We start from the raw sequence: 25,503 nt of genomic DNA, 5'->3' as shown, positions 1-25,503 counted from the left end.
CATGAAGAAGCTGTCGGTCCTGCTCCTCCTGCCGCTCGCCGCCTGCATCCGCTTCGGCGCCGAACCGCCCGCCGCATTGCTGACGCTGGCCCCGGCCACCGCGATTCCCGCCGGACAGACCCAGTCGTCAGCAGGAACGAAGTCGATCACGGTGCAGGTGCCGGTGGTGCCGCAGGAGCTGGCGGTGACGCGGGTGCCGGTGCAGTCGAGCGACACCAGCATCGCCTATGTCAAGGAAGCGCAATGGGTCGAACCGCCGGCGCGGCTGTTCGCGCGGCTGCTGTCCGACACGCTGACCGCGCGCAGCGGGATGGTGGTGCTGAGCCCGCGGCAGGGCTTCACCGATCCCGGCGCGCAACTGTCGGGTGAACTCCGCGAATTCGGCGTCGATGCGACGCGCAGCGAGGCGGTGGTGACGTTCGATGCCACGCTCCAGCGGGTGGGTGCGACGACGTTCGAGAAGCGCCGCTTCACCGCGCGCGTGCCGGTGAGCGTGATCGACGCGACCACGGTCGGCCCGGCGATCAACCAGGCGGCGAACACGGTGGCGGCGGCGGTGGCCGACTGGGCGCGGTAGGACCTGTTTGCCCTCTCCCCGGACCGTGGAGAGGGATACCGGAGCTTGCCAGCTTGCTGGCTAGCGCAGGTTGGGAGCGGGGCGAAGCGAGCCAGAGGTTCGCGCGCGCGCTATCGCGAGCGCCAACCCTTCTCCCGGCTCCGGCTAGAGCCGATCGACATTCACGCTCCGATCGTCACCCCGGACTTGGTCCGGGGTCCGCCGCCGGGCGATCGGTGTGCTTTGAGCCTCTATCGACGGCGTTTGCGGCCCGGTGGACCCCGGAACCAGTCCGGGGTGACGATACGGAAGGCCTTTTTGACCAAGAGCGGCACCGCGAATAGCCGAATGTCGACCGGTCCCAGGCCTTTGCTCGCGCAAAGACCAAGTCTGCGCATCCCTCTCCCCCTTTCGGGGGCGAGGGAGCGAATGTCTTCACGCAACCCGATCGCCATTGAAGGCGTTGCGCTATCGCAACAATCCCGGCCGTTCGCGGGCGGTCCTTCAAGCTGAAACGGAAACTGCATGGCGATCGTCCGGCACCGCATCGAACGCGGTGGTTTTATCGTGTTCCTGGCCCTCATCACTGTCGCGCTGCTGGCGGTCGTCTACAGCTTTCTCGGTGCGTTGCTGTGGGCGGGGCTGGCGGCGTTGCTGTTCCAGGGGTTGTTCCGGTGGCTGCTCGTCCGCTTTCCGGGGCGGCGCAATCTGGCCGCCGCGCTGACGCTGCTCATCATCACCGTCGCGGTGGTGCTGCCCGCGCTCGTCATCGCCAGCATGGTCGTCGAGCAGTCGGCGGGCGTCTATACCCAGATTCGCGGCGGGCAGATCAACTTCGCGACCTATTTCGAACAGGTCCACAATGCCCTGCCCGAGCGGATTCGCGGCTGGCTCGACAGCGCGGGCTTCGGCAGCCTCGAACGCATCCAGAGCCGACTGTCGCAGGCGGTGAGCAGCAGCGCCAGTTCGCTGACGCAGCGGGCCTTTTCGATCGGGGCCAATGCCGCCTCGTTCCTGCTGTCGTTCGGCGTCGGGCTGTACGCCACCTTCTTCCTGTTGCGCGACGCCGACCGGATCGGACCGGCGATCGTCCGCACCCTGCCGCTGGAAACGGATGTCGCGCAGCGGCTGGCGCACAAGTTCGTCGCGGTGGTGCGTGCGACAATCAAGGGATCGGGCGTCGTCGCGCTGGTGCAGGGCGCGTTGGGCGCGATCACCTTCTGGATCGTCGGCCTGCCCGCCGCACTGCTGTGGGGCGTCATCATGGTCTTCGCCGCATTGCTGCCGGCGATCGGCCCGGCGATCGTCTGGGGACCGGTCGCGATCTATCTGCTGGCGACCGGCGCGGTGTGGCAGGGCGCGGTGGTGATCGCGTCGGGCGTGCTGGTGATCGGGCTGGCCGACAATATCCTGCGGCCGATGCTGGTCGGGCGCGATACTGGCATTCCCGACTGGATGGTGCTGGTGACGACGCTGGGCGGGATCGACCTGCTGGGGCTGTCGGGGATCGTCGTCGGACCGGTGGCGGGCGCGCTGTTCATTACCGGATGGCGGATATTGGCCGAGCAGCGCGGGGTCGCGGCGGAGCGGGACGAGGAGTCGGAGGGTACGGCCAGCGACGCGGGCTAAGCCCGCGTCGTCGGTCGGCGCTTCTCGCGCCGCCGGCCGCGCGCGCCTCGTGCGGCTTGGTGCAGTTACCTGCACCTCGCCCGGCGCGCGTTACCCACTATTCCTCAATGCCGTAGCAATCGCATTGATCGAAAGCAGAATGCCCTCCCCGATCCGCGCATCGTCCTCGCCTGCGCGGTGGCGCTTGAGCAGTTCGATCTGGAGCAGGTTGAGCGGTTCGATATAGGGCGTGCGCAGCCGGATCGACGCTTCGAGCGCCGGGCTTTTTTCCAGCAACCGCGTCTGGCGGGTGGTCGACAGCAGGCCGTCATGCGTCGCCTGCCAGCCGCCCTGGATCCGCCCGAAGATCGTCTCGCTCAGGGCCTTGTCCTCGACCAGCCCGGCGTAGCGCGCCGCGACGTCCATGTCGGACTTGGCGAGCACCATCTCCATATTCGCCAGCGTCGCGGCGAACAGCGGCCATGCGCTGGCCATTTCGCGCAGCAGCCCCTTGTCCTCGAACGATTGCAGCGCCGCGCCGACGCCGTACCAACCCGGCAACATGATCCGCGCCTGCGCCCAACTGAACACCCACGGAATCGCGCGCAAATCCTCGATCGCGTCCGATTTCTTGCGGCTGGCGGGGCGCGATCCGATCTTGAGGCCGGCGATCTCGGCGATCGGCGTTGCCTGGCGGAAGAAGCGGGTAAAGCCGTCGGTGCCATAGACGAGGTCGCGGTACGCGCGGAACGCGGTGTCCGACAGCGTGTCCATCGCGCGGGCGAAGCGGGTCGCATCGGCTTGCGCAAGCAGTTCGGGTTCGAGGCTGGCGAGCAAGGTCGCCGAGGTCATCGCCTCCAGATTGGTGACGGCACTCTCGCGCGTGCCGTATTTGGCGGCGATCACCTCGCCCTGTTCGGTGATGCGGATGCGGCCCTGCACCGTGTCGTGCGGCTGCGCGCGGATCGCGGCGAACGACGATCCGCCGCCGCGCCCCACCGCACCGCCGCGCCCGTGAAACAACTGCATGCCGATACCCGCTTCCTCGAACACCGGCGCCAGCGCGGTCGACCCCTTCGACAATTGCCATGTAGAGGTCAGATAGCCGCCGTCCTTGTTCGAATCGGAATAGCCGATCATCACTTCCTGATGGCCACGCGCGCGCGCGATCGCCGCGACCTCGGGCAGCGCCAGCCACCGGGTCATGATCGCCGGGGCGGCCTCCAGATCGGCGACCGTCTCGAACAGCGGGATCGCCATGATATGCGCCTGCGGATCGTCGCCCGGCACGTACAGCCCGCTTTCCTTCATCAGCAGATGCACTTCGAGCAGATCGGACACCGACTGCGCCATCGACACGATGTAGTGGCGGATGCACGCGCGGCCGTAGCGCTGGTGCGCTTCCGCCGCCGCCTTCAGGATCGCCAGTTCGGACGCGGTCTGCTCCGAATAGTCGGCATAGGGGCTGACGAGCGGGCGCGGGCTTTCCAGTTCGCGGCGCAGCAGCGCGACGCGCGCATCCTCGTCCAGCGCGACATAGTCCGCCTCGACGCCGGCGACCTTGAGCAGTTCGGCGACGACGCCTTCGTGGATCACGCTGTTCTGACGCATGTCGAGCGTGGCGAGATGGAAGCCGAACGTCTCGACCGCGCGGATCAGCCGGCCGAGCGCACCGCCGGTCGACAACGGGCCGTTGCCCTCCTGCACCAGCCCGCGTGCCAGCGTCGCCAGATCGGCGCGGAATGCCGAGGGGTCGGGATAGGGTTCGCCGGTCAGATTGCCGGGACGCGGCGCGGGCTTGCCGGTCAGCGAGGCATGCGTCGCGGCGAGCCGGGCATAGATGCCGCTGATCGCGCGGCGGAACGGTTCGTCGGCGCGCGACAGGGCGTCGTCGCCGCTCTTGTCGGCCAGACCGGCGATCGCCGTATCGACCGCGACATGTTCGGTCGAGATCGACAGTTCGGCGCCGAGGCTGTGCAACTGGTCGAGATAATAGCCGAGCACCGCTTCGGCCGCCTTCGCCAGTGCCAGCCGCAGCGCGGCGGCATCGACGAACGGATTGCCGTCGCGGTCGCCGCCGATCCAGCTCCCCGGTTTCAGGAACGACGGCGGCCGTTCGCCCAGCACCCGTTCCCAGCGGGCATAGAGCGCGGGCAATGTGGGGAGGAACACGTCGCGCAGATAGCTGAGCGCGGTTTCGACCTCGTCGGCGACGTACAGCCGCTCGCGGCGCAGCACGCGGGTCTGCCACAGCAGCGCGATCTGGCGCAGGATCGCCTCGTCCACCCGGTCGCCCTCGGGCGTTTCGTCATGGCCCTGATCCTTCAGCAGCATCAGGTCGGCGATGCGGTTCTTGTGATCGATCATCGACTTGCGCCGCACCTCGGTCGGGTGCGCGGTCAGCACGGGGGCGATCAGCGCATGGTCGAGCAGCGCCAGCACCGCCGCCCGGTCGATCCCCTCGGCTTTCAATTTCTCGATCGCGGTGGCGACATCGGCCCCCGGCTCGGCGGCGATCCCCTGCCGGTCCTCGGCCAAATTGGCGAGCATCGAGAACAGCATGAACCCGCGCACGAAGGCGATGGTGTCGTCCAGTCCGAGATTGTCGAGGCCGAGATCGATCGCATCCGCGCCCGCCACGCCGCGATGCCGGTCGACCGAGGTCGAGCGGATATGCTCGATCCGCTTGAACAGTGCCTCCCCGCCATAGGTGCGGATGACATCGCCGAGCAGCCGGCCGAGAAAGCGGATGTCGGGATTGTTCGTGATGGGGGGCAGAGTCGTCATGGGCACACTTGCTGCAATGCGGCAGGGTGCGGGTCAAGGGAGGACGCGACGCCGCTGTCCAAAGTTGCGCTTGGCTGGTAGGGCGGCGGGGCTGCACCGGGTCAGCGAAACTAAGGAACGAGCCGATGACGAAGACACCGATGCTCGCCTGGTGGCAGATGTGGGCCGACGCCGCGCAAACGGGCATGCGCTTCTGGGAGACGATGGCCGCCTCCGCCGTGGTGATCGACAAGCGGATGCCGATGATCGACGCGGGAATGCGCAACCCGTTCACCGCCGATCATGTCGAATTGAGCGGCATGGTGACGGAAAAGACGCAGGCGTTCGCCAAGGCGGGCGAATCGCTGGCGAAGGACATGGCGGCGATGCAGGGCCTGTGGATGCAGACGATGCAGGACATGTGGCAGGCCGGGACCAGCCAGCGCCTGCCCTCCGCCCGGCAGATGGCGGCGCGCGGCGACCGGGCAATGCGCCTGACCGACAGCATGATCGGCGCGGGTGGCCGCGCGTTGGCCCCGATTCACGCGAAGGCGACCGCCAACGCGAAGCGGCTGGGCAAGCGCTGACTGCCAATCGTCGTCCCCGTGCGAGCGGGGACGACGATAGCGTTCACACGTCGAGGTTGGCGACGTTCAGCGCGTTTTCCTGAATGAAGTCGCGGCGCGGTTCGACCACGTCGCCCATCAGCCGGGTAAAGATCTCGTCGGCGACGTCGGCCTGTTCGATCGCGACGCGCAGCATCGACCGGTTCGACGGGTCGAGCGTGGTTTCCCACAATTGCTCGGCGTTCATCTCGCCCAACCCCTTGTAGCGCTGGATCGACAGGCCCTTGCGCCCGGCGGCGAGGATCGCGTCGAGCAACTGGCTCGGCCGGGCGACCATCGTCTCGCCCTTTTGCGCGACGGCGGGGATTTCGCCTTCCTCGGTTTCGGCAACCGGATCGGCGGCAGCGGCGCTGCGCGCGCTCACCAGCCGCGAGACGCCGGCGTAGCTGGCCGCTTCCTCGCCGGCCAGCGTGTGGAGCTTGCGCCCCTCCGCCGACAGCAGGAACGCCGGTTCGATCGCATGGGTGTCGGTGACGCCGCGCCACCGCCGCTGGAACTGCAATCCGCCGTCCTCGGTCACGCGCGCGGTCCACGTCGCTTCGGTATCGGTGCGGCCGATGCGCGATACGGCGTCGTCGAGCCGCGTCTGGCGGTCGGCGTTCGAAATCTGCGGGTCGAGCACCCCGGCCAGCGCCAGCACCTCGACGATGCCCATGTCGTAGCGCCGGGGGACGTAGCGCATCAGCGTGCGCATCCGCCGGGCGTGGCCGAGCAGGCCTTTCAGATCGTCGCCGCTGCGCGCGCCCGCCGGGCTTTCCAGCACATGTGCCGCGACCCCCGCCTCGACCAGATATTCGTCGAGCGCGTTGTCGTCCTTGAGGTACACCTCCGAGCGGCCCTTGGTGGCCTTATACAGCGGCGGCTGGGCGATATAGAGGTGCCCCGCCTCGATGATCTCAGGCATCTGGCGGTAGAAGAACGTCAGCAGCAGCGTGCGGATATGCGCGCCGTCGACGTCGGCGTCGGTCATGATGACGATCTTGTGGTAACGCAGCTTGTCGAGGTTGAAGTCGTCGCGGATGCCGGTGCCGAGCGCGGTGATGATCGTCCCGATCTCGCGGCTGGCGAGCATCCGGTCGAACCGGGCGCGTTCGACGTTCAGGATTTTGCCGCGCAAGGGCAGGATCGCCTGGAAATGACGGTCGCGGCCCTGCTTGGCCGAACCGCCGGCCGAATCACCCTCGACGAAGAACAGTTCGGACTTGGCGGGGTCACGCTCCTGACAATCGGCCAGCTTGCCGGGCAGCGAGGCGATGTCCATCGCGCCCTTGCGCCGGGTCAACTCGCGCGCCTTCTTGGCGGCTTCGCGCGCCGCCGCCGCGTCGATCACCTTCATGATGATCGCCTTGGCGTTTGCCGGATTTTCCTGGAGATACTCGGCCAGCTTGTCGGCCATCAGCGCTTCCAAGGGCTGGCGCACTTCGGACGACACCAGCTTGTCCTTGGTCTGCGACGAGAATTTCGGGTCGGGCAGCTTGACCGAGACGATCGCGGTCAGCCCCTCGCGCATGTCGTCGCCGGTCAGCGACACCTTTTCCTTCTTCAACATGCCCGACTTGTCGGCATAGTTGTTGAGCGTGCGCGTCAGCGCGGCGCGGAACGCCGCCATGTGGGTGCCGCCGTCGCGCTGGGGAATGTTGTTGGTGAAGGCGAGGACGTTCTCATAATAGCTGTCGTTCCATTCCAGCGCGACGTCGATGCCGACGTCGTCGCGGAAGCCGTGGATCGCGATCGGATCGGGCATCAGCGGGTTCTTGGTGCGATCGAGATACTTCACGAACGCGGCGATTCCGCCTTCGTAGAACAGCTCCACCTCGCGCGGCTCCTCGTGCCGCGCATCGACCAGCACCAGCCGGACGCCGGAGTTGAGGAACGCCAGTTCGCGGAACCGGTGTTCGAGCTTGTCGAAATCGAATTCGAGGATCTTGAACGTGTCGGGCGACGGCAGGAAGGTAACGCGGGTGCCGCGCTTATCCGACGGGCCGACGACCTTCAGCGGCGCTTCGGCATCGCCGCGACGGAAGCGCATGTAATGCTCCTGCCCGTCGCGCCAGATCGTGAGGTCGAGGAAATCGCTGAGTGCGTTCACCACCGACACGCCGACGCCGTGGAGGCCGCCCGATACCTTGTAGGCGTTGTCGTCGTTGGTGTTCTCGAATTTGCCGCCGGCGTGGAGCTGGGTCATGATGACCTCGGCCGCCGACACGCCTTCCTCAGTGTGGATGCCGGTGGGGATGCCGCGACCGTTATCCTCGACCGAGACGGAGCCATCGGCGTTCAGCGTGATGAGGATGCGGTCGCAATGTCCGGCCAGCGCCTCGTCGATCGCGTTGTCGCTCACCTCGAACACCATATGGTGGAGGCCCGAGCCGTCGTCGGTATCGCCGATATACATGCCGGGACGCTTGCGGACCGCGTCCAGCCCCTTCAACACCTTGATCGAGTCCGCGCCGTAATCGTTCTGATTGGGGTTCGTTGCCATAGTAATCCTATAGGGTTGCGGTGGGCCAAACTAAAGCAAAACCCGCATCGGCGCGCGGGCCGGTTCGATGCCCCAGGCGATCGTCATTCCCACGGAGGCGGGAATCCATTGACGCCGACGGCCCGGCAGGATCGCGACACCAGCGCATATGGACTCCCGCCTTCGCGGGAGTGACGACTGAATTCCCGCCTGCGCGGGAGTGACGGAAAAGGGCCTGCCCACCCTGCCCGACCATGAACGCCAGCTAACAGGTGCATTCAGTATCGGCTCAAGCGAATCGGTGCATACCCCAGATCACAGACGGACTTCCCCACCGGGATGTATCGCCGTCGCCAGATTTTGAGGGAGAAGACCCATGTTCAAGAAGCTGACGCTCGCCGCTGCCGCGCTTGCCACGGTCGCCACCGCCGCCGCCCCCACCGCCGCATCGGCACAGAACTGGCGCGGGGACCGCTACGAGCGGGAATATCGTGGGGATCGCGGCTATCGCGAATATCGCGGCGACCGCGGGTATTACAACGACCGCAACTATCGCTCGCGTCAGCGCGGCTGCGAGAACGGCGACGGCGGCACGGTGATCGGTGCGATCGCCGGCGGTCTGCTCGGCAACCAGATCGGTGGCAACGGGAACCGCCTGCTCGGCACGATCCTTGGCGGTGGCGCGGGTGCGCTGGCCGGCCGGGCGATCGACAAGTCGGACGCGCCGCGCGGCTGCCGCCGCTGAAAAAGCTTCGCTTCTCCCCCGGTAGCGTAACGGGGCGGAGCAAGATCGGGCCGGTTCCTTCACGGGAGCCGGCCCTTTTCGCGTGCGCCGACGACAAGCGACCGTCTTGCCCACAAGCCTCTGACCCAGGCGGATAATCTGATCGAAGTGCGGGGCCGACCGACCGGTCCGGCGGGGAGATCGACGTTGACAGCGTACGACAAAAGAATTAAACAAACCAAGTTTAATAAATAAAGCGCCACGGAATGAATGGCGCACTTACGGGAGGGTTGGATGCGTTACGCTTCGTCGCCGCTGGTTCGTTCGTTGCTGTCGGGTGCGGCATCGATCACCGTATTGGGCCTCGCCGTTCCGGCCGCCGCGCAGACGCCGACCGGCACCACCCCCGATGCCCCGGCAACCCAGACCGATGGCGCGGGCGACGAAATCGTCGTCACCGGCATCCGCGCGTCGCAGGCACGATCGATCGAGGTGAAGCGCAACGCCGACAGCGTGGTCGACGCGATCAGCGCGCAGGACATCGGCAAGCTGCCCGACGTCACCATCTCCGATTCGCTCCAGCGCATCCCCGGCGTCCAAATCCGTCGCGACGCGGGCGAAGGCGCCGCCGTGAACATCCGCGGGCTGCCGCAAGTCACGACGCTGCTGAACGGCGAACAGTTCCTCGGCGCCAATTCGGTCACGACGGTCCAGCCGAACTTCACCGACATCCCCTCGCAGCTCTTTTCGGGCGCGACGGTGTTCAAGTCGCCGACCGCGTCGCTGCAACAGGCGGGCCTGTCGGGCACGGTCGACCTGCTGACCCGCCGGCCGATGGACCTGAAGCGCGGGCTGACGATGTCGGCGGCGGTCGAGGGCCAATATGGCGACAAGACCGAGAAGTGGAGCCCGTCGGCCAACGGCCTCATCGCCTATCATGGCGAGCGCTTCGGCGTGCTGGTGTCGGCGGCGTACAGCGACCTGACGCTCGGCAACAGCTTCCGCGGCATTCAGGATTACGGCGTCGCGCTCAACAACGAACGGGGCAGCGACCCGGTGCTGAACCGCGACGGTTCGGTCACGCCCGCCAACCCTGGCAACTTCGCGGTCGGCAACAACGGCGTCAGCCGGGGCCGGCCGATCCGCAATTCGGCCGGCAATCTGCTCGGCTATGACGTGAACGGCGACGGCGACGTCAACGACGCCTTCATCACCCCGCAGTCGCACACCGCATGGAACCGCATCACCAACCGCGAGCGTTTCGGCGCCAATGCCTCGCTCCAGTTCGAGATCAGCGACGCGCTGAAGCTGACCGCCGACGGCTTCTATACCCGCCAGACGCAGTATGACCGCACCGCCGGCTTCCAGTTCCAGAACGTCGACTGGCTGTCGTCGCCGTTCCTGCCGACCAAGTCGCGCGATACCGGCGCGGTCGTGGGCGGATACAACGTCAACACGGTGCAGCAATATACCTACAGCCTGCCCAGCTTCGACAGCTATTCGGAAACCTTCCGCACGAAGAGCGAGTCGCAGAACTATAATCTGCAACTCGACTGGCAGCCAAGCGACCAGTTCAAGGGCACCGTTCGCGGCATCTATGGCAAGGCGTCGCGCAAGCGCGATCAGGCCTATACCCAGTTCAGCCTGACCAACGGATCGCAATGGGCGTATAACGGCGTCGGCAACTATCCCGCCTCGATCGGCGGCGACGTGCGCTTCAACCCGACCGGCTATCAGATCTACAGCCAGACCGCGACCGTCGACTATTCGAGCGGCGCGCCGGTATTCGGCTTCTCGCCCGCGTTTCTGGCGCAAGCCGCCGATCCGTCGCGCTATGGCCTCAAGACGATCTCGTCGGAGGGCAACCAGTATCAGAACGGCGACCTGTGGGCGGTGCGCGCCGATGGCGAATATACCTCGGACGGCGGCGTGCGCGTCGCGTTCGGCGGGCGCTATGGCGAGCGCAGCGTCGACCAGTTCACCTTCGACCGCGTCTCGCCCTTCTATGCCGGCAACCGCGACAATGCCGCCAATCCGGCGGGCGGCTGCCTCGTCAAGTGGAAGGCGTTCGACGTCAACCTGACCGACGAGAAGTGCCGCGTGCGCGACGCGCAGGGCAATGCCTATACCGCCGGCTATACCCGGCAGGCGACCAACGCGATCTTCGACGGCCTCATCAAGCAATACGCCCTGCCCGCCGGCGGCACGCCCGCGCTCTATGCGCTCGATCCCAAGGCGATGGACGACAGCGAGGCGTGGCAGAACAAATTCTACCCCGGCAGCCAGAATCTGGTGAACCCGGCGGATTCGTTCACGGTCAACGTCTCGCAGATCTCGGGCTATGGCCAGGTGTCGGGCGAAGGCGTGCTGCTGGGCTTGCCGTTCCGCGCGAACGGTGGCCTGCAGGTGGTCAACACCCGGCTGAACGTGCGCCAGAACATCGTCGGCGCGCCGCAGCCTTACGGCGTATCGGGCGTCGATGCCGGTGACGTCGTGACCAAGCGCGAGTTCACCGACTTCCTGCCGGCGTTCAACGTCGCGTTCGACCTGACGGACAAGCTGCGCGCGCGCGCCGCCTTCTCCAAGACGATGACGGTGCTCGACTTCCTGCAATGGGGCGGCGGTCTGAACGTCAACTATGCGATCAACACGCAGGTGAACCCGGCACGGTTCGAGGCGCGGACCGCAGATTCGCGCGGCAACCCGAACCTGAACCCGTGGCGCGCGACCAATGCCGAGGCGAGCCTCGAATATTACACCGGTCGCTCCAGCCTCGTCGCGGTCGGCGCGTTCTACATCGCGGTCGACAGCTTCATCACCACCACCACCGAATTGCGCAGCGACATTCCCGACAACGACGGCGTGATCCGGCGGCAGGTCGTCACCAACACGCTGGCGCAGGGCGAAGGCGGCACGCTCAAGGGCATCGAAGCCTCGGCGCGGCAGTCGCTGGCGGATTATGGCGTGAACGGTCTGTTCGGCGGGTTCGGCGTCGACGCCAACTACACGCTGTCGCTGGGCGATGCCGGCCGGGTCGATCTGGCGGGCAACAACCAGCCGTTCCAGGACAACAGCAAGCATCAGGTGAACGCCGCGCTGTGGTTCGAGAAATACGGGTTGCAGGCGCGCGTCGCCTATAACTATCGCTCGAAGCGGCTCGCCTCGTCCAACTATGGCGGCATCCAGGGGCTGGCGCAGTATCAGCAGCCGACCAACTATCTCGACGCCTCGATCAGCTATGACGTGACGCCGAACTTCAGCCTCTATGGCCAGGCATCGAACCTGACCGGCGAGACGGAACGGTTCTACCTCACCTGGCAGGACCAGGTGTTCAACGAGAACATCTTCGAGCGTCGTTTCATCGCCGGCGTCCGCGCGAAGTTCTGAGGACCGGAGCGGCGGGTCGGCAGCCTTCGATCCCGCCCGACCTTTTCCTCCACGTCACCCCGGCGCAGGCTGGGGTCTCCATGAGGCGGGTGCCGCGGTTCCCCCCACAGAGACCCCAGCCTGCGCTGGGGTGACGGAGGAGGAGAGGTCGGGCAAGGATCAGAAACCGGGCGTCATCGTCCGCCAAGCTACGAGCGACACAGGGAGGAACCGACGATGGCACACGAACCGGTGCGTTCGATCGTGATCGTCGGCGGGGGAACCGCCGGGTGGATGGCCGCGACCTATTGCGCGCGGCGGCTGGCGCACCTCAAGCTGACGATCACCGTCGTCGAAAGTTCGGCGATCGGCACGGTTGGCGTGGGCGAGGCGACGGTGCCCGCGATCCGCGACTTCCTGCGCGCGATCGACCTTGGCGAAAGCGACGTGCTGCGCGAGACCGAGGGCACGATCAAATATGGCATCCGCTTCGACGGATGGCGCGAGGACGGGCACCGGTTCTTCCATCCCTTCGGCCTGTACGGCGTAGGATCGGGCGGGGTCGCGTTCCATCACTACTGGCTGAAGCTGAACGCGGCGAGACAGGCCGGGCCGCTGGCCGACTATTGCCTTGCCACGCAACTGGCGCGGCATGGCCGGTTCCTGCCGCCGGCCGACCAGCCGGCGAACGATCTGGGCGTGTTCGACTTCGCGCTGCATTTCGATGCAGCGAAGTTCGCGCAACTACTGCGCCGCCTCGCGCTCGCCAATGGCGTGACGCATATCGATGCGCGGATCGACCATGTCGCGCGCGACGGCGAAACGGGGTTGCTGCAAGCGGTGACGCTGGCCGACGGACGCGAGATCGCGGGCGACCTGTGGATCGACTGTTCGGGGTTCCGCAGCCTGTTGCTCGGCGACGCGATGGGCGTGCCCTATGTCGACTGGCGCCACTGGCTCCCGTGCGACCGGGCGGTGGCGATCCCGTGCGTCGCTACGCCGGGCGATCCGCTGCCCTATACCATCGCCACCGCGCGCACCGCCGGGTGGCAATGGCGCATCCCGCTGCGCCACCGCACCGGTAACGGCTATGTCTATTGTTCGGATCATCTGAGCGACGACGAGGCCGAGGCGACGCTGCTCGGCACGCTGGAGGGCGAGCCGCTGGCAGCCCCCAACCGGCTGCGGTTCACGACCGGGCATCGCGCACGCTTCTGGGACGGCAATGTCGTCGGCTTGGGCCTCGCGTCGGGGTTTCTCGAACCGCTCGAATCGACCAGCATCTCGCTGATCCAGTCGGGGCTGGAGCGTTTCGTCGCGCTGTTTCCCGATCGCGGGTTCGATCCGCGCCTGGCGGCGACCTACAACCGGCAATCGGTGCTGGAGTTCGAACGGCTGCGCGACTTCCTGTTCCTGCATTACTGGTCGAACCGGCGTGACGGCGAACCCTTTTGGGACCGGATGCGCGGCATCGAGCCGCCCGAGGGGCTGCAAGTGAAGATCGACGCATGGCGAAGCGGGGGAGAGTTTGTGCGCTACGAGTGGGACACGTTTCAGGATCATAGCTGGCTGAGCATGTATGCCGGCTTCGGCGACCTGCCCGCGCGGCATTCGCCACTGGCCGACCAGTGCGAGACGGCCGATCTGGCCGGCACCTTCGCGCGGATGCGCGAGGCGATCGGCCGGACGCTGGCCCTGAGCGAACCGCATGGCGATTTCCTGCGGCGGAGCGTCGGCGCATGAGCGGCGCGACCCACACCCGCGCGGTCGTCGCGATGAGCCTCGGCGGATTGCTGTTCGGGTTCGACACCGCCGTCATCTCGGGCGTCACCGATGCGTTGCGCGCGGAATATCTGCTGTCGCCGGGCGGCCTCGGCCTTGCCGTATCGGCGGCGCTGTGGGGCACGCTGGTCGGCGCACTGTTCAGCGGGGCGCCGGGCGACCGGTTCGGCAGCCTTGCCGTATTGCGCGTCATCGGGCTGCTCTATGTCGTCTCGGCGGTGGGCTGCGCGGTTGCCACCTCGCTGCCGGCGTTCATCGCGTTTCGCGTCCTCGGTGGGCTGGCGATCGGGGCGTCGTCGGTGCTGGTCCCGGTCTATATCGCCGAGATCAGCCCGCCGGAGCGGCGCGGGCTGCTGGTCGGGCTGTTCCAGTTCAATATCGTGCTGGGTATCCTGATCGCGTATCTGAGCAATTATCTGGTCGCGCAGATCGCCTCGGCCGATGTCGCATGGCGGTGGAAGCTGGGCGTGGCGGCGGTGCCCGCCGCGCTGTTCCTCGTGCTGCTCACCGGCCTGCCGCAAAGCCCGCGCTGGCTGACCGCGCGCGGACGGGCGGATGAGGCGAAACGTGCCGCCGATCGCCTCGGCTTGGCGACGATCCCGGTGGTCGAGAGCGGCGGGACCGGGCGGCTCGACTGGCGGGTCCACCGGATGCCGATATTGCTCGCCATCGCCATCGGTCTGTTCAACCAGCTCTCGGGGATCAATGCGATCCTCTATTATCTGAACGACATCTTTGCCGCCGCCGGCTTTACCGGCGTGTCGGGCGATGTGCAGGCGATCGCGATCGGCGTCGCCAATCTGGTCGCGACGATCATCGGCATGACCATCATCGACCGGGTCGGGCGCAAGCCGCTGCTGATCGGCGGCGGGCTGGTGACGGCGGTGGCGCTGGCGGGCGTCGCGCTGGTCTATGCCGGGGCGGCCCCGGCCAGCCTGTTGCTGCCGTTGCTGATCCTGTTCATCGCCGCCTTCGCCATGTCGCAGGGTGCGGTGATCTGGGTGTATCTGAGCGAGATTTTCCCGACCGACGTGCGCGCGCGCGGACAGGCGATCGGCAGCGCCACCCACTGGGTCGCCAATGCCGTGCTGTCGTTCGCCTTTCCGCTGATCGCCGAATGGAGCCGGCCACTGCCTTTCTGGACCTTTGCGGCGGCGATGGTGGTGCAGGCGGTGATGGTGTGGCGGCTGTTCCCCGAAACACGCGGGCGCGATCTGGAAGCGATCAGCGCCGAATTGACCAACAAGAGGATTTCGGCATGACGATCGTGCGCAAACGGGCCGCGCTGTTGCTGGCGGGCGTCGCATGGGGCGGCGCGGCGATAGCGCAGGTGCCGGTGAACGGCGGGCCGTACAACGCCAGCTTCCTCGACGGCGGGATCGGCATCGAACGCCCGGTCGAGGGCGGCGAGGCCGTTGCCGCCGCCGGTGCGCCGTACAGCATGACGACATGGGTCCGCGCCGACGAACGCCAGTCGGGCGAGGTGCCGCTGATCGCGCTGGGCGATACGCGCACGCTGGCGCTGGTCGACGGGCGGCTGGTGCTGCGCGACGGAAGCGCTACGCTGACCGGGCCGCAGGTGAGTGCCGGACGCTGGACGCAGGTCGCCGCCGTGTCGGACGGAAGCCGCGCCACGCTGTATGTCGATGGTCGCCGGGTCGCCGCCGGGGCGCTGGCGTCCGCCGCGACGACTCCGGTGATCCACATCGCGCGCGCGGTGCCGGGCAAGCCGCATTTCGGGGGTACGCTGGTCGGTGCGACGCTGCACGGCCGCGCGCTGCCCGCCGCCGAGATCGCCGCCCTGCCCCGCCCCGACTTCGCCAACGTGCAACTGTGGCAGGTGGGCGTGCAATGGCCGTTCCAGAAACAGGCGAACATCGGCCTGACCCAGCAGCAGGACCCGTGGACGCTGCCGCAGACCAAGGGTGACGCCTATACCGCGCCGGTCGCCAAACCGGTGCCGACCGCGCTCACGGTCCAGCCGACCGCGCCGGGGCGCTGGCAGTTGAACGGCTGGCAACTCGCCGCCGCGCCCGAGGTCGCCGGCGACGGCGCGGCGCTGTCGCGGCCGGGCAACCCGGGCGGCACGTGGCGCGCGGCGACGGTGCCGGGGACGGTGCTTCAGACGCTGGTCGATCGCGGGGTCTATCCCGATCCCTATTATGGGCTGAACAACCTCAGGATCCCCGAAAGCCTCGCGCGGCAGGACTATTGGTATCGCACCCGCTTCACCGTGCCGGCGGAAGCGGCGGGCAGGAAGCTGACGATCGTGTTCGGCGGTATCAACTATGCCGCCGACATCTGGGCCAATGGCGTGAAGCTCGGCCAAACGCGCGGTGCGTTCATCCGTGGCCAATATGATCTGGTGCCGGTGGCGGGCGAGAATGTGATCGCGGTGAAGGTATCGCCGCCGCCGCATCCGGGCATCCCGCACGAACAGTCGGTCAAGGGCGGCGTCGGCGAGAATGGCGGGCAACTGGCGATCGACGGCCCGACCTTCGTCGCGACCGAGGGGTGGGACTGGATTCCCGGCATCCGCGACCGCAACACTGGCCTCTGGCGACCGGTCGAGCTGGTGGCGCACGGAAGCGTCCGCATTCTCGACCCGCAGGTCGTGACCGACCTGCCGCTGCCGCGCACCGACAATGCCGACGTCTATGTAACGGTGCCGATCGACAATGCCGGCCCCTCGGGCCAGGTGACGGTGAAGGTCGCGTTCGAGGGGGTTGCGGTCGAGCGGACCGTGACCGCGCCTGTGGGCAGGAGCGAGGTGCGCTTCACCCCCGCCGACTTCCCCGCGCTGCGCGTCGCCAATCCGAAACTGTGGTGGCCGAACGGCTATGGCGCGCCCAATCTCTATCGAGCGACCTATCAGGTGAACGATGCGGGCGGCGTGTCGGATAGCAAGACGGGCCGCTTCGGCATTCGGGAGGTCAGCTACGACCTCTCGTTGTTCGATGCCGCCGGCAAACTGCGCCGCGTCAACGTGCAGACCACCGACGGCGGGCTTGCCGGCCAAAAGCTGATCGACGTGCGGCATGAGGCGATCAAGCAGTCGCCGACCGGCTGGGCGGAATCGCTCACCCCGGCGGGTGAAACCTCGCGCGCGGTGACGCCGATCACCGAGACGCTGCCCGAACCGCATCTGACCATCCGGGTGAACGGCGTGAAAATCGCCGCGCGCGGCGGCAACTGGGGGATGGACGATGCGATGAAGCGGGTAAGCTACGACTGGCTCGCCCCCTTCTTCCGCCTCCAGCGCGAGGCGAACATGAACGTCATCCGCAACTGGATGGGCACCAATACCGAGGAGGAATTCTACGATCTCGCCGACGAGAACGGCATGATGATCCTCAACGATTTCTGGCAATCGACCCAGAATTTCCAGATCGAACCCGATGATTCCTCGCTGTTCCTCGCCAATGCGCGCGACACGATCGCGCGCTATCGCAACCATCCATCGATCATCCTGTGGTTCGGGCGGAACGAGGGCGTGCCGACCCCTGCGCTCAATCAGGGGCTGGACGATGCCGTGTTCCAGCTCGACGGCACGCGCTGGTTCACCGGATCGTCGAACGTCGTGAATTTGCAGGGGTCGGGGCCGTACAACTATCGCCCGCCGGTCGGCTATTTCACCGACCTCGCCACCGGCTTCTCGGTCGAGACGGGGACGCCGTCGCTGTCGACCGCCGAATCGATCGCTTCCTATGTGCCCGCCGCCGATCGCTGGCCGCTGGGCGACGTGCTGGCCTATCACGACTGGCATTTCGCCGGGAACGGCGACACGAAAACGTTCATGCAGACGCTGTCGACGATGTTCGGGCCGGGGAAGGATTTCGCCGATTTCGAGCGCAAGGCGCAGATGATGAACCTCGAAACGCACAAGGCGATGTACGAAGGGTTTCTCGGCCATCTGTGGACCAAGAACAGTGGGCGGCTGTTGTGGATGACGCATCCGGCATGGCCGTCGAATGCGTGGCAGATCTATTCGTGGGATTATGACACCCACGCCGCCTATTACGGGGCGAAGAAGGCGGCCGAGCCGATCCACGTCCAGTTGAACCTGCCGGGCAACGAACTGGTGGTGCTGAACACGACGCAGGCCGACCGGCGTGGGCTGACCGCTAGCGTGCGAGTGGTGGGGCTCGACAATGCCGAGTTGTTCACCCGGTCGGACAAGGTCGATGCGCTGGCCAACCGGGCGACACCGCTGGCGGCGGTTCCGCTCGATGCGCTGTTCGCCACGCGGCCGATGGTGCTCGTCAGCCTGAAGCTGACCGATGCGTCGGGGCGGCTGGTGTCGGAGAATTTCTACTGGCGCGCGCGCGATACCGCCTCCTATCAGGCGCTCAACGGCCTTGCCCCGGCGACGATCGCATCGACGATGACCGCGCCGGTGGTCGACGGCAGCGACCGCGCGGTGACGGTGACGCTCGCCAACACCGGCGGCGTGCCCGCGCTCAACGCCAAGCTGACGCTGGTCGGCGCTTCGGGCAAGCGCATCCTGCCCGCCTTCTACAGCGACAATTACGTCGCGCTGCTGCCCGGCGAGCGCAAGACGATCACCATCCGCTATCCCGCCAGTGTCGCCACCGTGCCGGGCGTGACGCTGCGCGGGTGGAACGTCGCGGAGGCAAAGGTCGGGGGGTAGGGTCCAAAGGCGGGCGTCACCCCAGCGAAGGCTGGGATCTCCCGGTGATAGTACGAGACAGGAGTCGCTTGAGACCCCAGCCTTCGCTGGGGTGACGTTTCCTGGTCACGGGCGCTACTCGTCCCCCGGCCGCACGGTGACGCTGCGGCCGGGGCGGCGGCCGTCGCTGCTGCGGGTGCGCAGTTCGACCGGCTCCGATACCGCGACCGGGCCGGTGTAGCGCTGCCACGCGCCGGCACCGGCACGATATTCGATCGTCGTGCCGGGGAACTCGCTCAGCGCTTCCAGCCGGCCGGCGGTGATCCGCGCGCCCGGCGGGGCGAGACGATAGGCGACGCCCGTCCGGTCGAGCTGGCCCAGCGCCACGCCGACCCGGCCGGCGAAGCCGCGCCATTCGCTCAGCAACACGCCCCGGTCTACCCGTGCGTCGCCCAGCGCATAGGTCGCGCCCGGCACATAGGCCGGTTCCCATGGCGTCGCGCTCCATGCGCGTTCGGCGAGCGACAGCAGGCGCGGGAACAGCATGTAATCGACCTGCGCGTCGGTGCGCAGCGTCTCGCTCCACAATTGCGCCTGCAGCCCGGCGATGGCGCGGCCCTGCACCAGCGGGATCGTGTCGGCGACCGGGGTCGGCCGGGCGAGATTGTCGGGGATCAGCGCGCCGTTGGCCGGGAGGTTGCCGGGCATGAAGCCGAACACCTGCAACGGATCGACCCCGCGCGACGCCCAGTCATAGCCGCCCTCGTCGGGGTCGGGAGCATAGGGCATGTCGAAATAGGCGAGATCGGGGACCGACAGGACGATGTCCCAGCCGCGATTGGCCTGTCCGTGCGCCTCGGCGATGGCACCGGTGTGGACGCCGCTCCAGATGTTCGACTGGACCCGCGCCGGCATCGCCGCCGGATCGGTATGGCCCATGCCGTCGCTCCAGCCCGCCGCGCTGATCCCGCGTCTGGCGAGGCCGGCCGACACGCGCTCGATGAAATAGGCGCCGAGTTGCTTGGGTTCGAGCTTGCGCACCGCCATCATCGCCTTGCACGCGGGCGACCGCGACCATGCCCCGGCCGTCTCGTCCGCGCCGATGTGATAGGTTTTGAGCGGCATTCCCGCCTTCGTGTGCAGCGCCGCCATCTCGTCGAGGACGGTGTCGAGGAAGCGGTAGGTGCCTTCGATACACACGTTCAGCGTGTTGTCGTCATAGTTCTGGATGCTGCGATAGGCGGTGGTATCGCCCGGTTCGACCAGCCGGTAGCGTTCGGCCCCGGCGCGGTCGCCCGCCGCCTGCAACCGGCGATGGCGCACTTCCATCGCCCGGATCGCCGCTCGCGAATGGCCGGGCATGTCGAACGACGGAATCACCTCGATCCCGCGCGCCTTCGCGGCGGCGAGGATCGTCAGATAGTCGGCCTGGCTTAGATAGCCGTTGGTCGCGGCGCGGCGGTCAGGATCGGCCCCCAGTTGCGGTTGCAGGCAGGTCGTCTCGGACGTGTCGAAACAGCGATAGGCACCGACGTCGGTCAGTTCGGGCAATGCGCGGATCTGCATCCGCCAGCCTTCGTCGTCGCCCAGATGCAGGTGCAGCTTGTTGAGCTTGTAGGCCGCCATCTGCTCGATCAGCTTTTCCACCTCGGCACGGCTGTGGAAGTTGCGGGCGAGATCGATGTGCAGCCCGCGAAAGGCGTAGCGCGGGGCGTCCTCGAGGACGAGCGGGCGTAGCCGACCGCGTTCCTGCGCCGCCTGTTGCGCCAGCGAGCGCAGCGCGTGGCGCGCGCCGGCGGCATCGGCCGCGTCGATCGCGATCCGGCCGTCGCCGATGGTCAGGCGATAGCCCTCGGGTTTCAGCCCGGCCTTGCGAGTGATGGCGAGCGGCACCCCCCGCCCCTTGGCATAAGGCAGCGCGTCGAGCGCGGCGCGCAGATCGGCCATGGCGATGCCGCTGGCGGTCACGCGGATGCCGCCGGTCAGGTCGGTGATCGCCCCCGTGCCCCGCACCGCGCTGACCGGCTTGGGCAGCACGACCACGTCGGGCGCGGTCGCAGCGCCACGTTCGGCATAGCGGGCATAAGCGCGCGGCGGGGTGAGCCAGCGGGTGCGATCCTCAGCCGATACCGGCGCCAGCTTCGCCTCGTCGGTCATCGGCGCGACGAAGGGCAGCGTTTCGAGGCCGGTGTCGGGATCGATCCGCGTCCGTGTCGCGGCGATGACGCGCGGGGCCGCGCCGGCCACGACCAGATGCGCGTTGGGCATGCCGTGCGCGCGCGACAGATAACGGCCAAGACCGATGATGCCGATGCGATAGGTCTTGCCCGCCTCCAGCCGGCGACCGGGTTTCAGCGTCAGCGCGTTCAGGTCGCCATTGACCAGCCGCCAGTCGAAATCCCCGCTGTCGATGCCGACGACCCGGCTGACGAAACCGAAGCGCAGTTCGGGGGCGGCGACCGCCGGGGGCAGGTCGGCGGGGATCGTCAGCGTGATTTCCGAGCGAAAACAGGCGGCGACCCCGGCCGGACAGGGGGTGAGGCGATTGTCGAGGATCGCGAAGCGATAGCCCATCGTGCCCGCCAGCCGGTCGAGCGCGGCTTGCGCGGGGGTCTGCGCCGAAGCGGGCAGCGCCGTGCCGAGTGCCAGTGCGAGGAGCAGTCGCCGCATGTCGTTCCTTTGCCAGAAAAGTCGAGCGCAGGGTCTGTCAGGGGAGGACGCCATGGTCAATCGCATGGCCGATGGCGTTTGTCCGTGCCGGCTGTACCATGGCCGCCATGGCCATCGATCCCGCTCCCGCCGCCCGCGCCCCCCGGCTCGTCTCGCTCGACGTGCTGCGCGGGCTGACCGTGATGGGGATGATCCTCGTCAACGCCACGGCGGGCATGTTCTATGGCGCGAAGGCCAGCGTCTTTCCGCTGCTGCTCCATGCGTCGTGGGACGGGCTGACGATCGCCGACGCGGTGTTTCCCGCGTTCCTGATGATGGTCGGCGTCGCGATCCCGATGGCGGCGCGCGTGCCCGGCGGAAGCGGGCTCGATCGCGGCACCGCGCGGCGGATCGGCGGGCGGACGGTGCGGCTGTTCGTGATCGGCATGTTGCTGTCGAACTTCTACTGGTTGATGGATTTCGATTCCGGCGCGTGGCGGCTGTGGGGCGTGCTGCAACGGATCGCGCTGGTGTATGGCGCGTGCGCGCTGCTGTTCTGGACGTGCAAGCCGCGCGTGCGGCTGGCGATCCTCGTCGCCATCCTGCTGCTCTATTGGCCCATCGCGTTGCTGCCCGCGCTCGACGGGCTGCCGAACGACATACTGCTGCGCGGCCATAATTTCGTGGCCTCGGTCGACCGGGTGCTGCTGGGCGCGGGCGGGCATAATTATGTGCAAGGGCCGGAGGGCTATGATCCCGAAGGGCTGCTCGGCACGCTGCCGGCGGTCGCCCATGGCCTGATCGGGGTCGCGATCGGCGAGTGGCTGCTGGCGCGCCGGGGCACGCGCGCTACCTTGCCGTTGCTGGTGGCGGGTGCGGGGATGGCGGCGGCGGGGCTGGCATGGAGCGCCGCCTTCCCGATCATCAAGGACATCTGGTCGAGCAGTTTCGTGCTCGTCACCTGCGGGCTGACGACGATCGCGCTGGCGCTGCTCCACGCGCTGCTCGATCACCGCGCCGGAGCGGCGGAGCGCTGGCCGTGGCGCATCGCGCTTGCCTTCGGGTCGAACGCGATCGCCGCCTATGTGCTGCATATGGTGACGGGGGGGCTGCTCAATTGGGACCTGTTGCTCGCGCCGTACGGCGTGGCGCTCGGGCTTGTGCCGCCGATGGTCGCCGCGCTGGTGCCGGTGCTGCTCTACATGGCGCTGCTCTGGGCGACGATGGCGTGGCTGCGGCGGCAGGGGTGGTTCGTCAAGGTGTGACCACGCCCAGGCAACCCATCGGCGTGACGGCCGTTTCGTACGGGACCGGACATATTCCGGTGGGAAACGACCAACGGGAGACGGGTGGATTCATGGGAACGGACCTTACGATCGTTCGCCCGCAGGCCGTGACCACGCGCCGGATCGATAGTGCCAACATGCTGCTGCGCTCGCTGTCTTCCGGCGATCAGGCGCTGCTCGCGCCGCATCTGGAACGCGGATCGTTCGCCATGGGCGACACGCTGATCGAAGCGGGCAAGCCGATCGAGCGGGTGTATTTCCCCGAAGCGGGGATCGCCGCCGTGCTGGATACGCTGGGCGGCGACGGGCAATATGCCATCGGGCTGGTCGGGGCCGAGGGCTTCGTCGGCTGGCCGTTGCTGCTGGGCGAGGAACGGTCGTGCCACCAGATCGTGCTGCGGGCCGAACCCGCCACCGCACTGTCGATCGGCGCGGGGCATCTGCGCGACGCGGTGGGGCAGAGCGATACGTTGCGCGATGCGTTGCTGCGCTTCGTGCAGGTGTTCTTCGTGCAGATGAGCCGGACGGTGGTGTCGTCGCTCGCCCATCCGGTCGAACGGCGGCTGGCGCGGTGGATATTACTGTACCACGACCGGGTGCGCGACGACGACATCCGCATGACCCACGACGAATTCCGCCTGATGCTGGGGGTACGGCGCAGCAGCATCACCGACGCGCTCCACCGGCTGGAGGAACAGCTTGCGATCCGCGCGGTGCGCGGGCGGGTGATCGTGCGCGACCGCGACCGGTTGCTGGCGATGGCGTCGGACACCTATGGCCCGGCCGAACACACCTATGACCGGCTGGTCCGCCCCGCCGGCTGAGCGCCACCATCGACGGACAGTGCGATCTCGAACGCCGCGCCGGTGGCCGATGGAACCAGCACGATCGACGCGCCCGCCGCCGACAGCAACGACCGCGCGATCGGCAGGCCGAGGCCGGTGCCGCCGCTTGCCCGGCGGCTGGTGAAGAAGGGTTCGAAGATGCGGTCGCGGTCGCCCGGCGGAATGCCGGGGCCGTCGTCGCCGTAGCGCAGCACCGCCTCGTTCGCGGTGAGCGTCGCGGCGGTCGCGCCCGCCTGCCGGCTGTTGTCGAGCAGGATGCGCAGCACCGCCGCCAGCGTCTCGCCATCGATCGGCACGGTGGCACCGGCGGTGACGGCGATCGGCAGATGCCCATCCTCCAGCCCCGCCACGATCGCGCGTATATCGCACGTCCCGCCCCGCCCGCTCGCCATGTCGGCGCGCGCCAGTTCGAGCAGCCGCCCGACCAGCCGGTCGAGCCGCTGCGTATCGGCACCGGCATTGGCGAGGAACCGGTCGCGTTCGGCCGGGGTCATCTCATGTTCGCCGAGCAGTTCCAGCGCGCCGCGGATGCCGGTCAGCGGCGTCTTGAATTCGTGGCTCATCGCCGCCGCAAAATCGCGCAGGTAGCGCGCGCGGGTGTCGATCCGCGCTGCCATCGTCGCGAAATGGGCATAGAGTTCGCGAATCTCGATCGCGGCGGTGGCGGGGGCTTCGGGGATCTGCGTCTCGCCGTTCGCCACCCGTTCGGTCGCGCGGGTCAGGTCGCGGATCGGGCGGGCGATGCCGCGCGACAACAGGCCGGCGAGCAGCAGCAGCGTGCAGAAGATCGCGACGATCCCGACGAGGATCTTGCCGCGATCCTGATACAGACCGACGAACAACCCGCGCGGCGAGCGTGACAGCATCACCATGCCGACCACCCGCCCGTCCACCATCACCGGGCGGACGTGATGCACCCGGATCGCCACCGCGCGGCTGACCCATTCGAGCGGCGAGGACGAGCCCTCGTTCCAGCGCAGCCGCAGCGTCGTCGTCACCCGGCCGCGCCGCGCACGGCGCACCTCGTCCAGCGCGGCATAGCTTTGGCCCACGTCGCGCCCGCCCGCCACCACGACACCGTTGGCATCGAGCAGCCGCATCCCCGACAGCGTCACCGCCGCCGCATCGCGCAGCACTGGGGCAAGGCTCGCCCCGATCGCCGCCGCGCGGGGCTCGGCCGGGCCGCCGGGCGCGGCGCGGGGCAGCGCGGGCAGCACCGGATCGGTCCTGAGGTCGATGCGCGGCGGTTCGGGCGCGGGCGCGCGGGGCGGCGGCACCCGATCGTCCCATGCCGCGCGATAGACCGACGCCAGCACCGCGCCCTGCGCGATCAGCTCAGCCTCGGTCTGCTGGACCAGCGTGTTTTCATACACACGCAGGCCGAGCGCGGCGACGCCGGGCAAGGCCGCCACGAACACGAAGGTCGCGAGCAGGATCGCGCGGATCGACAGCGCCGGCCAATAGCGCTTGGCGACCCGCTTGACGCCCGCAATCAGCCGCATTTTCCGATGCGATAGCCGACGCCCGCGCGCGTCTCGACCAGATCGTCCAGCCCGGCGCGGGCGAACTTCGCGCGCAAATTGCGGATATGGCTGTCGATCGTGCGGTCGGTCATCGCGAAGCCGGGCCCGTGCAGCCGGTCGATGATCGCGTCGCGGCTGAACACCTTGGACGGCAGGCTGACGAGCAGGGCGAGCAACTGGAACTCGGTCGCGGTGGTGGCGACGGGCGTGTCGTCGACCCGCGCTTCCCACGCATCGCCGTCGAGCCGCAACCGGCCCTGGCGCAGCACGCTGGCGGGCAGCGGCGGCGGGGCGGGCACGCCGCGCTTCAGGATCGCGCCGACGCGCGCCACCACCTCGCGCGGGGAGAAGGGCTTCACGACATAATCGTCGCCGCCGATCTCGATGCCGACGATCCGGTCGACGGCATCGTCGCGCGACGACAGGAACAGGATCGGGAGATGTGCCAGCGCGCCGCCCGATCCGCGCAACCGGCGGCACAGGTCCAGGCCGTCGAGCCGGGGCATGTTGATGTCGAGGATCATCAGGTCGGGGACGGCGCGCTCGACCGCCGCGAACGCCGCCTCGCCATCCTCCGCCTCGCTGACGCGCATCCCGGCCTTGCCGAGCGCGAAGGACAGCAGGTCGCGGATATGCGGATCGTCGTCGACGACAAGGACGTGGTGGGTCATCGCATACATT

General features: G+C 67.9%; 15 protein-coding genes. 10 read left to right on the top strand and 5 right to left on the bottom strand.

All coding sequences use genetic code 11. The features are described 5' to 3' along the window. Position 1 precedes the first annotated feature (1 nt). Both LRA89_RS01270 and LRA89_RS01265 read left to right on the top strand, forming a co-directional pair. Positions 2 to 577 carry an ABC-type transport auxiliary lipoprotein family protein gene (locus LRA89_RS01270; RefSeq protein ID WP_230635774.1) on the top strand — a complete coding sequence of 192 codons (576 nt, stop codon included), beginning with the start codon at positions 2 to 4 and terminating at the stop codon, positions 575 to 577. Between the two features lie 504 nt (positions 578 to 1,081). Next, positions 1,082 to 2,185 carry an AI-2E family transporter gene (locus LRA89_RS01265; protein ID WP_230635772.1) on the top strand — a complete coding sequence of 368 codons (1,104 nt, stop codon included), beginning with the start codon at positions 1,082 to 1,084 and terminating at the stop codon, positions 2,183 to 2,185. A gap of 90 nt (positions 2,186 to 2,275) precedes the next feature. Here LRA89_RS01265 and ppc read toward each other — a convergent pair whose 3' ends face one another. Then, positions 2,276 to 4,951 (bottom strand): phosphoenolpyruvate carboxylase, encoded by a 2,676-nt coding sequence (gene ppc / locus LRA89_RS01260; RefSeq protein WP_055757931.1) that lies wholly within the window; start codon positions 4,949 to 4,951, stop codon positions 2,276 to 2,278. 125 nt (positions 4,952 to 5,076) lie between these two features. On the opposite strand from ppc, the gene LRA89_RS01255 reads away from it, so the two are divergent. Beyond that, positions 5,077 to 5,517, top strand: a complete 441-nt coding sequence (locus LRA89_RS01255; protein WP_230635770.1) for a hypothetical protein — start codon at positions 5,077 to 5,079, stop codon at positions 5,515 to 5,517. Positions 5,518 to 5,560: 43 nt separating this feature from the next. On the opposite strand, the gene gyrB is transcribed toward LRA89_RS01255, so the two are convergent. After that, positions 5,561 to 8,038, bottom strand: a complete 2,478-nt coding sequence (gyrB, locus tag LRA89_RS01250) for a DNA topoisomerase (ATP-hydrolyzing) subunit B (protein WP_056498749.1) — start codon at positions 8,036 to 8,038, stop codon at positions 5,561 to 5,563. 355 nt (positions 8,039 to 8,393) lie between these two features. On the opposite strand from gyrB, the gene LRA89_RS01245 reads away from it, so the two are divergent. The 5 genes from LRA89_RS01245 to LRA89_RS01225 all read left to right on the top strand — a co-directional run bounded on the left by LRA89_RS01245 (position 8,394) and on the right by LRA89_RS01225 (position 18,540). Further along, entirely contained in the window at positions 8,394 to 8,762 is a 369-nt protein-coding gene (locus tag LRA89_RS01245; RefSeq protein WP_055757923.1) for a glycine zipper 2TM domain-containing protein, read from the top strand. Between the two features lie 273 nt (positions 8,763 to 9,035). Further along, positions 9,036 to 12,128 (top strand): TonB-dependent receptor, encoded by a 3,093-nt coding sequence (locus tag LRA89_RS01240; protein WP_230635768.1) that lies wholly within the window; start codon positions 9,036 to 9,038, stop codon positions 12,126 to 12,128. 216 nt (positions 12,129 to 12,344) lie between these two features. Further along, the gene (locus tag LRA89_RS01235) at positions 12,345 to 13,850 is read left to right on the top strand and encodes a tryptophan halogenase family protein (RefSeq protein ID WP_230635766.1); all 1,506 of its coding nucleotides are present in this window, start codon (positions 12,345 to 12,347) and stop codon (positions 13,848 to 13,850) included. After that, positions 13,847 to 15,151: a sugar porter family MFS transporter gene (locus LRA89_RS01230; RefSeq protein ID WP_230635764.1), complete on the top strand. Its 1,305-nt coding sequence runs from the start codon at positions 13,847 to 13,849 to the stop codon at positions 15,149 to 15,151. The genes LRA89_RS01235 and LRA89_RS01230 overlap by 4 nt, the downstream gene beginning before the upstream one ends. Beyond that, a complete protein-coding gene (locus tag LRA89_RS01225; protein ID WP_230635762.1) occupies positions 15,148 to 18,540 on the top strand; it encodes a glycosyl hydrolase 2 galactose-binding domain-containing protein in 3,393 nt (1,130 codons plus the stop codon). Before LRA89_RS01230 ends, LRA89_RS01225 begins: the two co-directional genes overlap by 4 nt. Positions 18,541 to 18,654: 114 nt before the next feature. On the opposite strand, the gene LRA89_RS01220 is transcribed toward LRA89_RS01225, so the two are convergent. After that, entirely contained in the window at positions 18,655 to 21,189 is a 2,535-nt protein-coding gene (locus LRA89_RS01220; RefSeq protein WP_230635760.1) for a family 20 glycosylhydrolase, read from the bottom strand. Between the two features lie 71 nt (positions 21,190 to 21,260). Here LRA89_RS01220 and LRA89_RS01215 point away from each other — a divergent pair, with 71 nt between their 5' ends. Continuing rightward, on the top strand, positions 21,261 to 22,433 hold the full coding sequence (locus LRA89_RS01215) for an acyltransferase family protein (protein WP_230635758.1): 1,173 nt from the start codon (positions 21,261 to 21,263) through the stop codon (positions 22,431 to 22,433). Between the two features lie 92 nt (positions 22,434 to 22,525). Continuing rightward, positions 22,526 to 23,278, top strand: coding sequence for a Crp/Fnr family transcriptional regulator (locus tag LRA89_RS01210; protein WP_230635757.1), 753 nt, complete (start codon positions 22,526 to 22,528; stop codon positions 23,276 to 23,278). On the opposite strand, the gene LRA89_RS01205 is transcribed toward LRA89_RS01210, so the two are convergent. Further along, entirely contained in the window at positions 23,248 to 24,801 is a 1,554-nt protein-coding gene (locus LRA89_RS01205; RefSeq protein WP_230635755.1) for a sensor histidine kinase, read from the bottom strand. The genes LRA89_RS01210 and LRA89_RS01205 overlap by 31 nt on opposite strands. After that, a complete protein-coding gene (locus LRA89_RS01200; protein ID WP_230635753.1) occupies positions 24,792 to 25,493 on the bottom strand; it encodes a response regulator transcription factor in 702 nt (233 codons plus the stop codon). Before LRA89_RS01200 ends, LRA89_RS01205 begins: the two co-directional genes overlap by 10 nt. Between the last annotated feature and the right edge of the window lie 10 nt (positions 25,494 to 25,503).

This window comes from Sphingomonas sp. Leaf4 (assembly GCF_920939515.1).
GTDB lineage: Bacteria > Pseudomonadota > Alphaproteobacteria > Sphingomonadales > Sphingomonadaceae > Sphingomonas.
Note: the sequence above shows the minus strand (reverse complement) of the source record. Positions and strands in the feature narration are given on the sequence as shown.

Bases quoted from the DNA above. Each gene is read 5' to 3' on its own strand.
- LRA89_RS01210 (WP_230635757.1), top strand. From the start codon at position 22,526: ATGGGAACGGACCTTACGATCGTTCGCCCGCAGGCCGTGACCACGCGC.
- LRA89_RS01235 (WP_230635766.1), top strand. From the start codon at position 12,345: ATGGCACACGAACCGGTGCGTTCGATCGTGATCGTCGGCGGGGGAACC.
- LRA89_RS01270 (WP_230635774.1), top strand. From the start codon at position 2: ATGAAGAAGCTGTCGGTCCTGCTCCTCCTGCCGCTCGCCGCCTGCATC.
- LRA89_RS01240 (WP_230635768.1), top strand. From the start codon at position 9,036: ATGCGTTACGCTTCGTCGCCGCTGGTTCGTTCGTTGCTGTCGGGTGCG.
- LRA89_RS01265 (WP_230635772.1), top strand. From the start codon at position 1,082: ATGGCGATCGTCCGGCACCGCATCGAACGCGGTGGTTTTATCGTGTTC.
- LRA89_RS01225 (WP_230635762.1), top strand. From the start codon at position 15,148: ATGACGATCGTGCGCAAACGGGCCGCGCTGTTGCTGGCGGGCGTCGCA.
- ppc (WP_055757931.1), bottom strand. From the start codon at position 4,951: ATGACGACTCTGCCCCCCATCACGAACAATCCCGACATCCGCTTTCTC.
- LRA89_RS01255 (WP_230635770.1), top strand. From the start codon at position 5,077: ATGACGAAGACACCGATGCTCGCCTGGTGGCAGATGTGGGCCGACGCC.
- LRA89_RS01200 (WP_230635753.1), bottom strand. From the start codon at position 25,493: ATGACCCACCACGTCCTTGTCGTCGACGACGATCCGCATATCCGCGAC.
- LRA89_RS01205 (WP_230635755.1), bottom strand. From the start codon at position 24,801: ATGCGGCTGATTGCGGGCGTCAAGCGGGTCGCCAAGCGCTATTGGCCG.
- LRA89_RS01215 (WP_230635758.1), top strand. From the start codon at position 21,261: ATGGCGTTTGTCCGTGCCGGCTGTACCATGGCCGCCATGGCCATCGAT.
- LRA89_RS01230 (WP_230635764.1), top strand. From the start codon at position 13,847: ATGAGCGGCGCGACCCACACCCGCGCGGTCGTCGCGATGAGCCTCGGC.
- gyrB (WP_056498749.1), bottom strand. From the start codon at position 8,038: ATGGCAACGAACCCCAATCAGAACGATTACGGCGCGGACTCGATCAAG.
- LRA89_RS01220 (WP_230635760.1), bottom strand. From the start codon at position 21,189: ATGCGGCGACTGCTCCTCGCACTGGCACTCGGCACGGCGCTGCCCGCT.
- LRA89_RS01245 (WP_055757923.1), top strand. From the start codon at position 8,394: ATGTTCAAGAAGCTGACGCTCGCCGCTGCCGCGCTTGCCACGGTCGCC.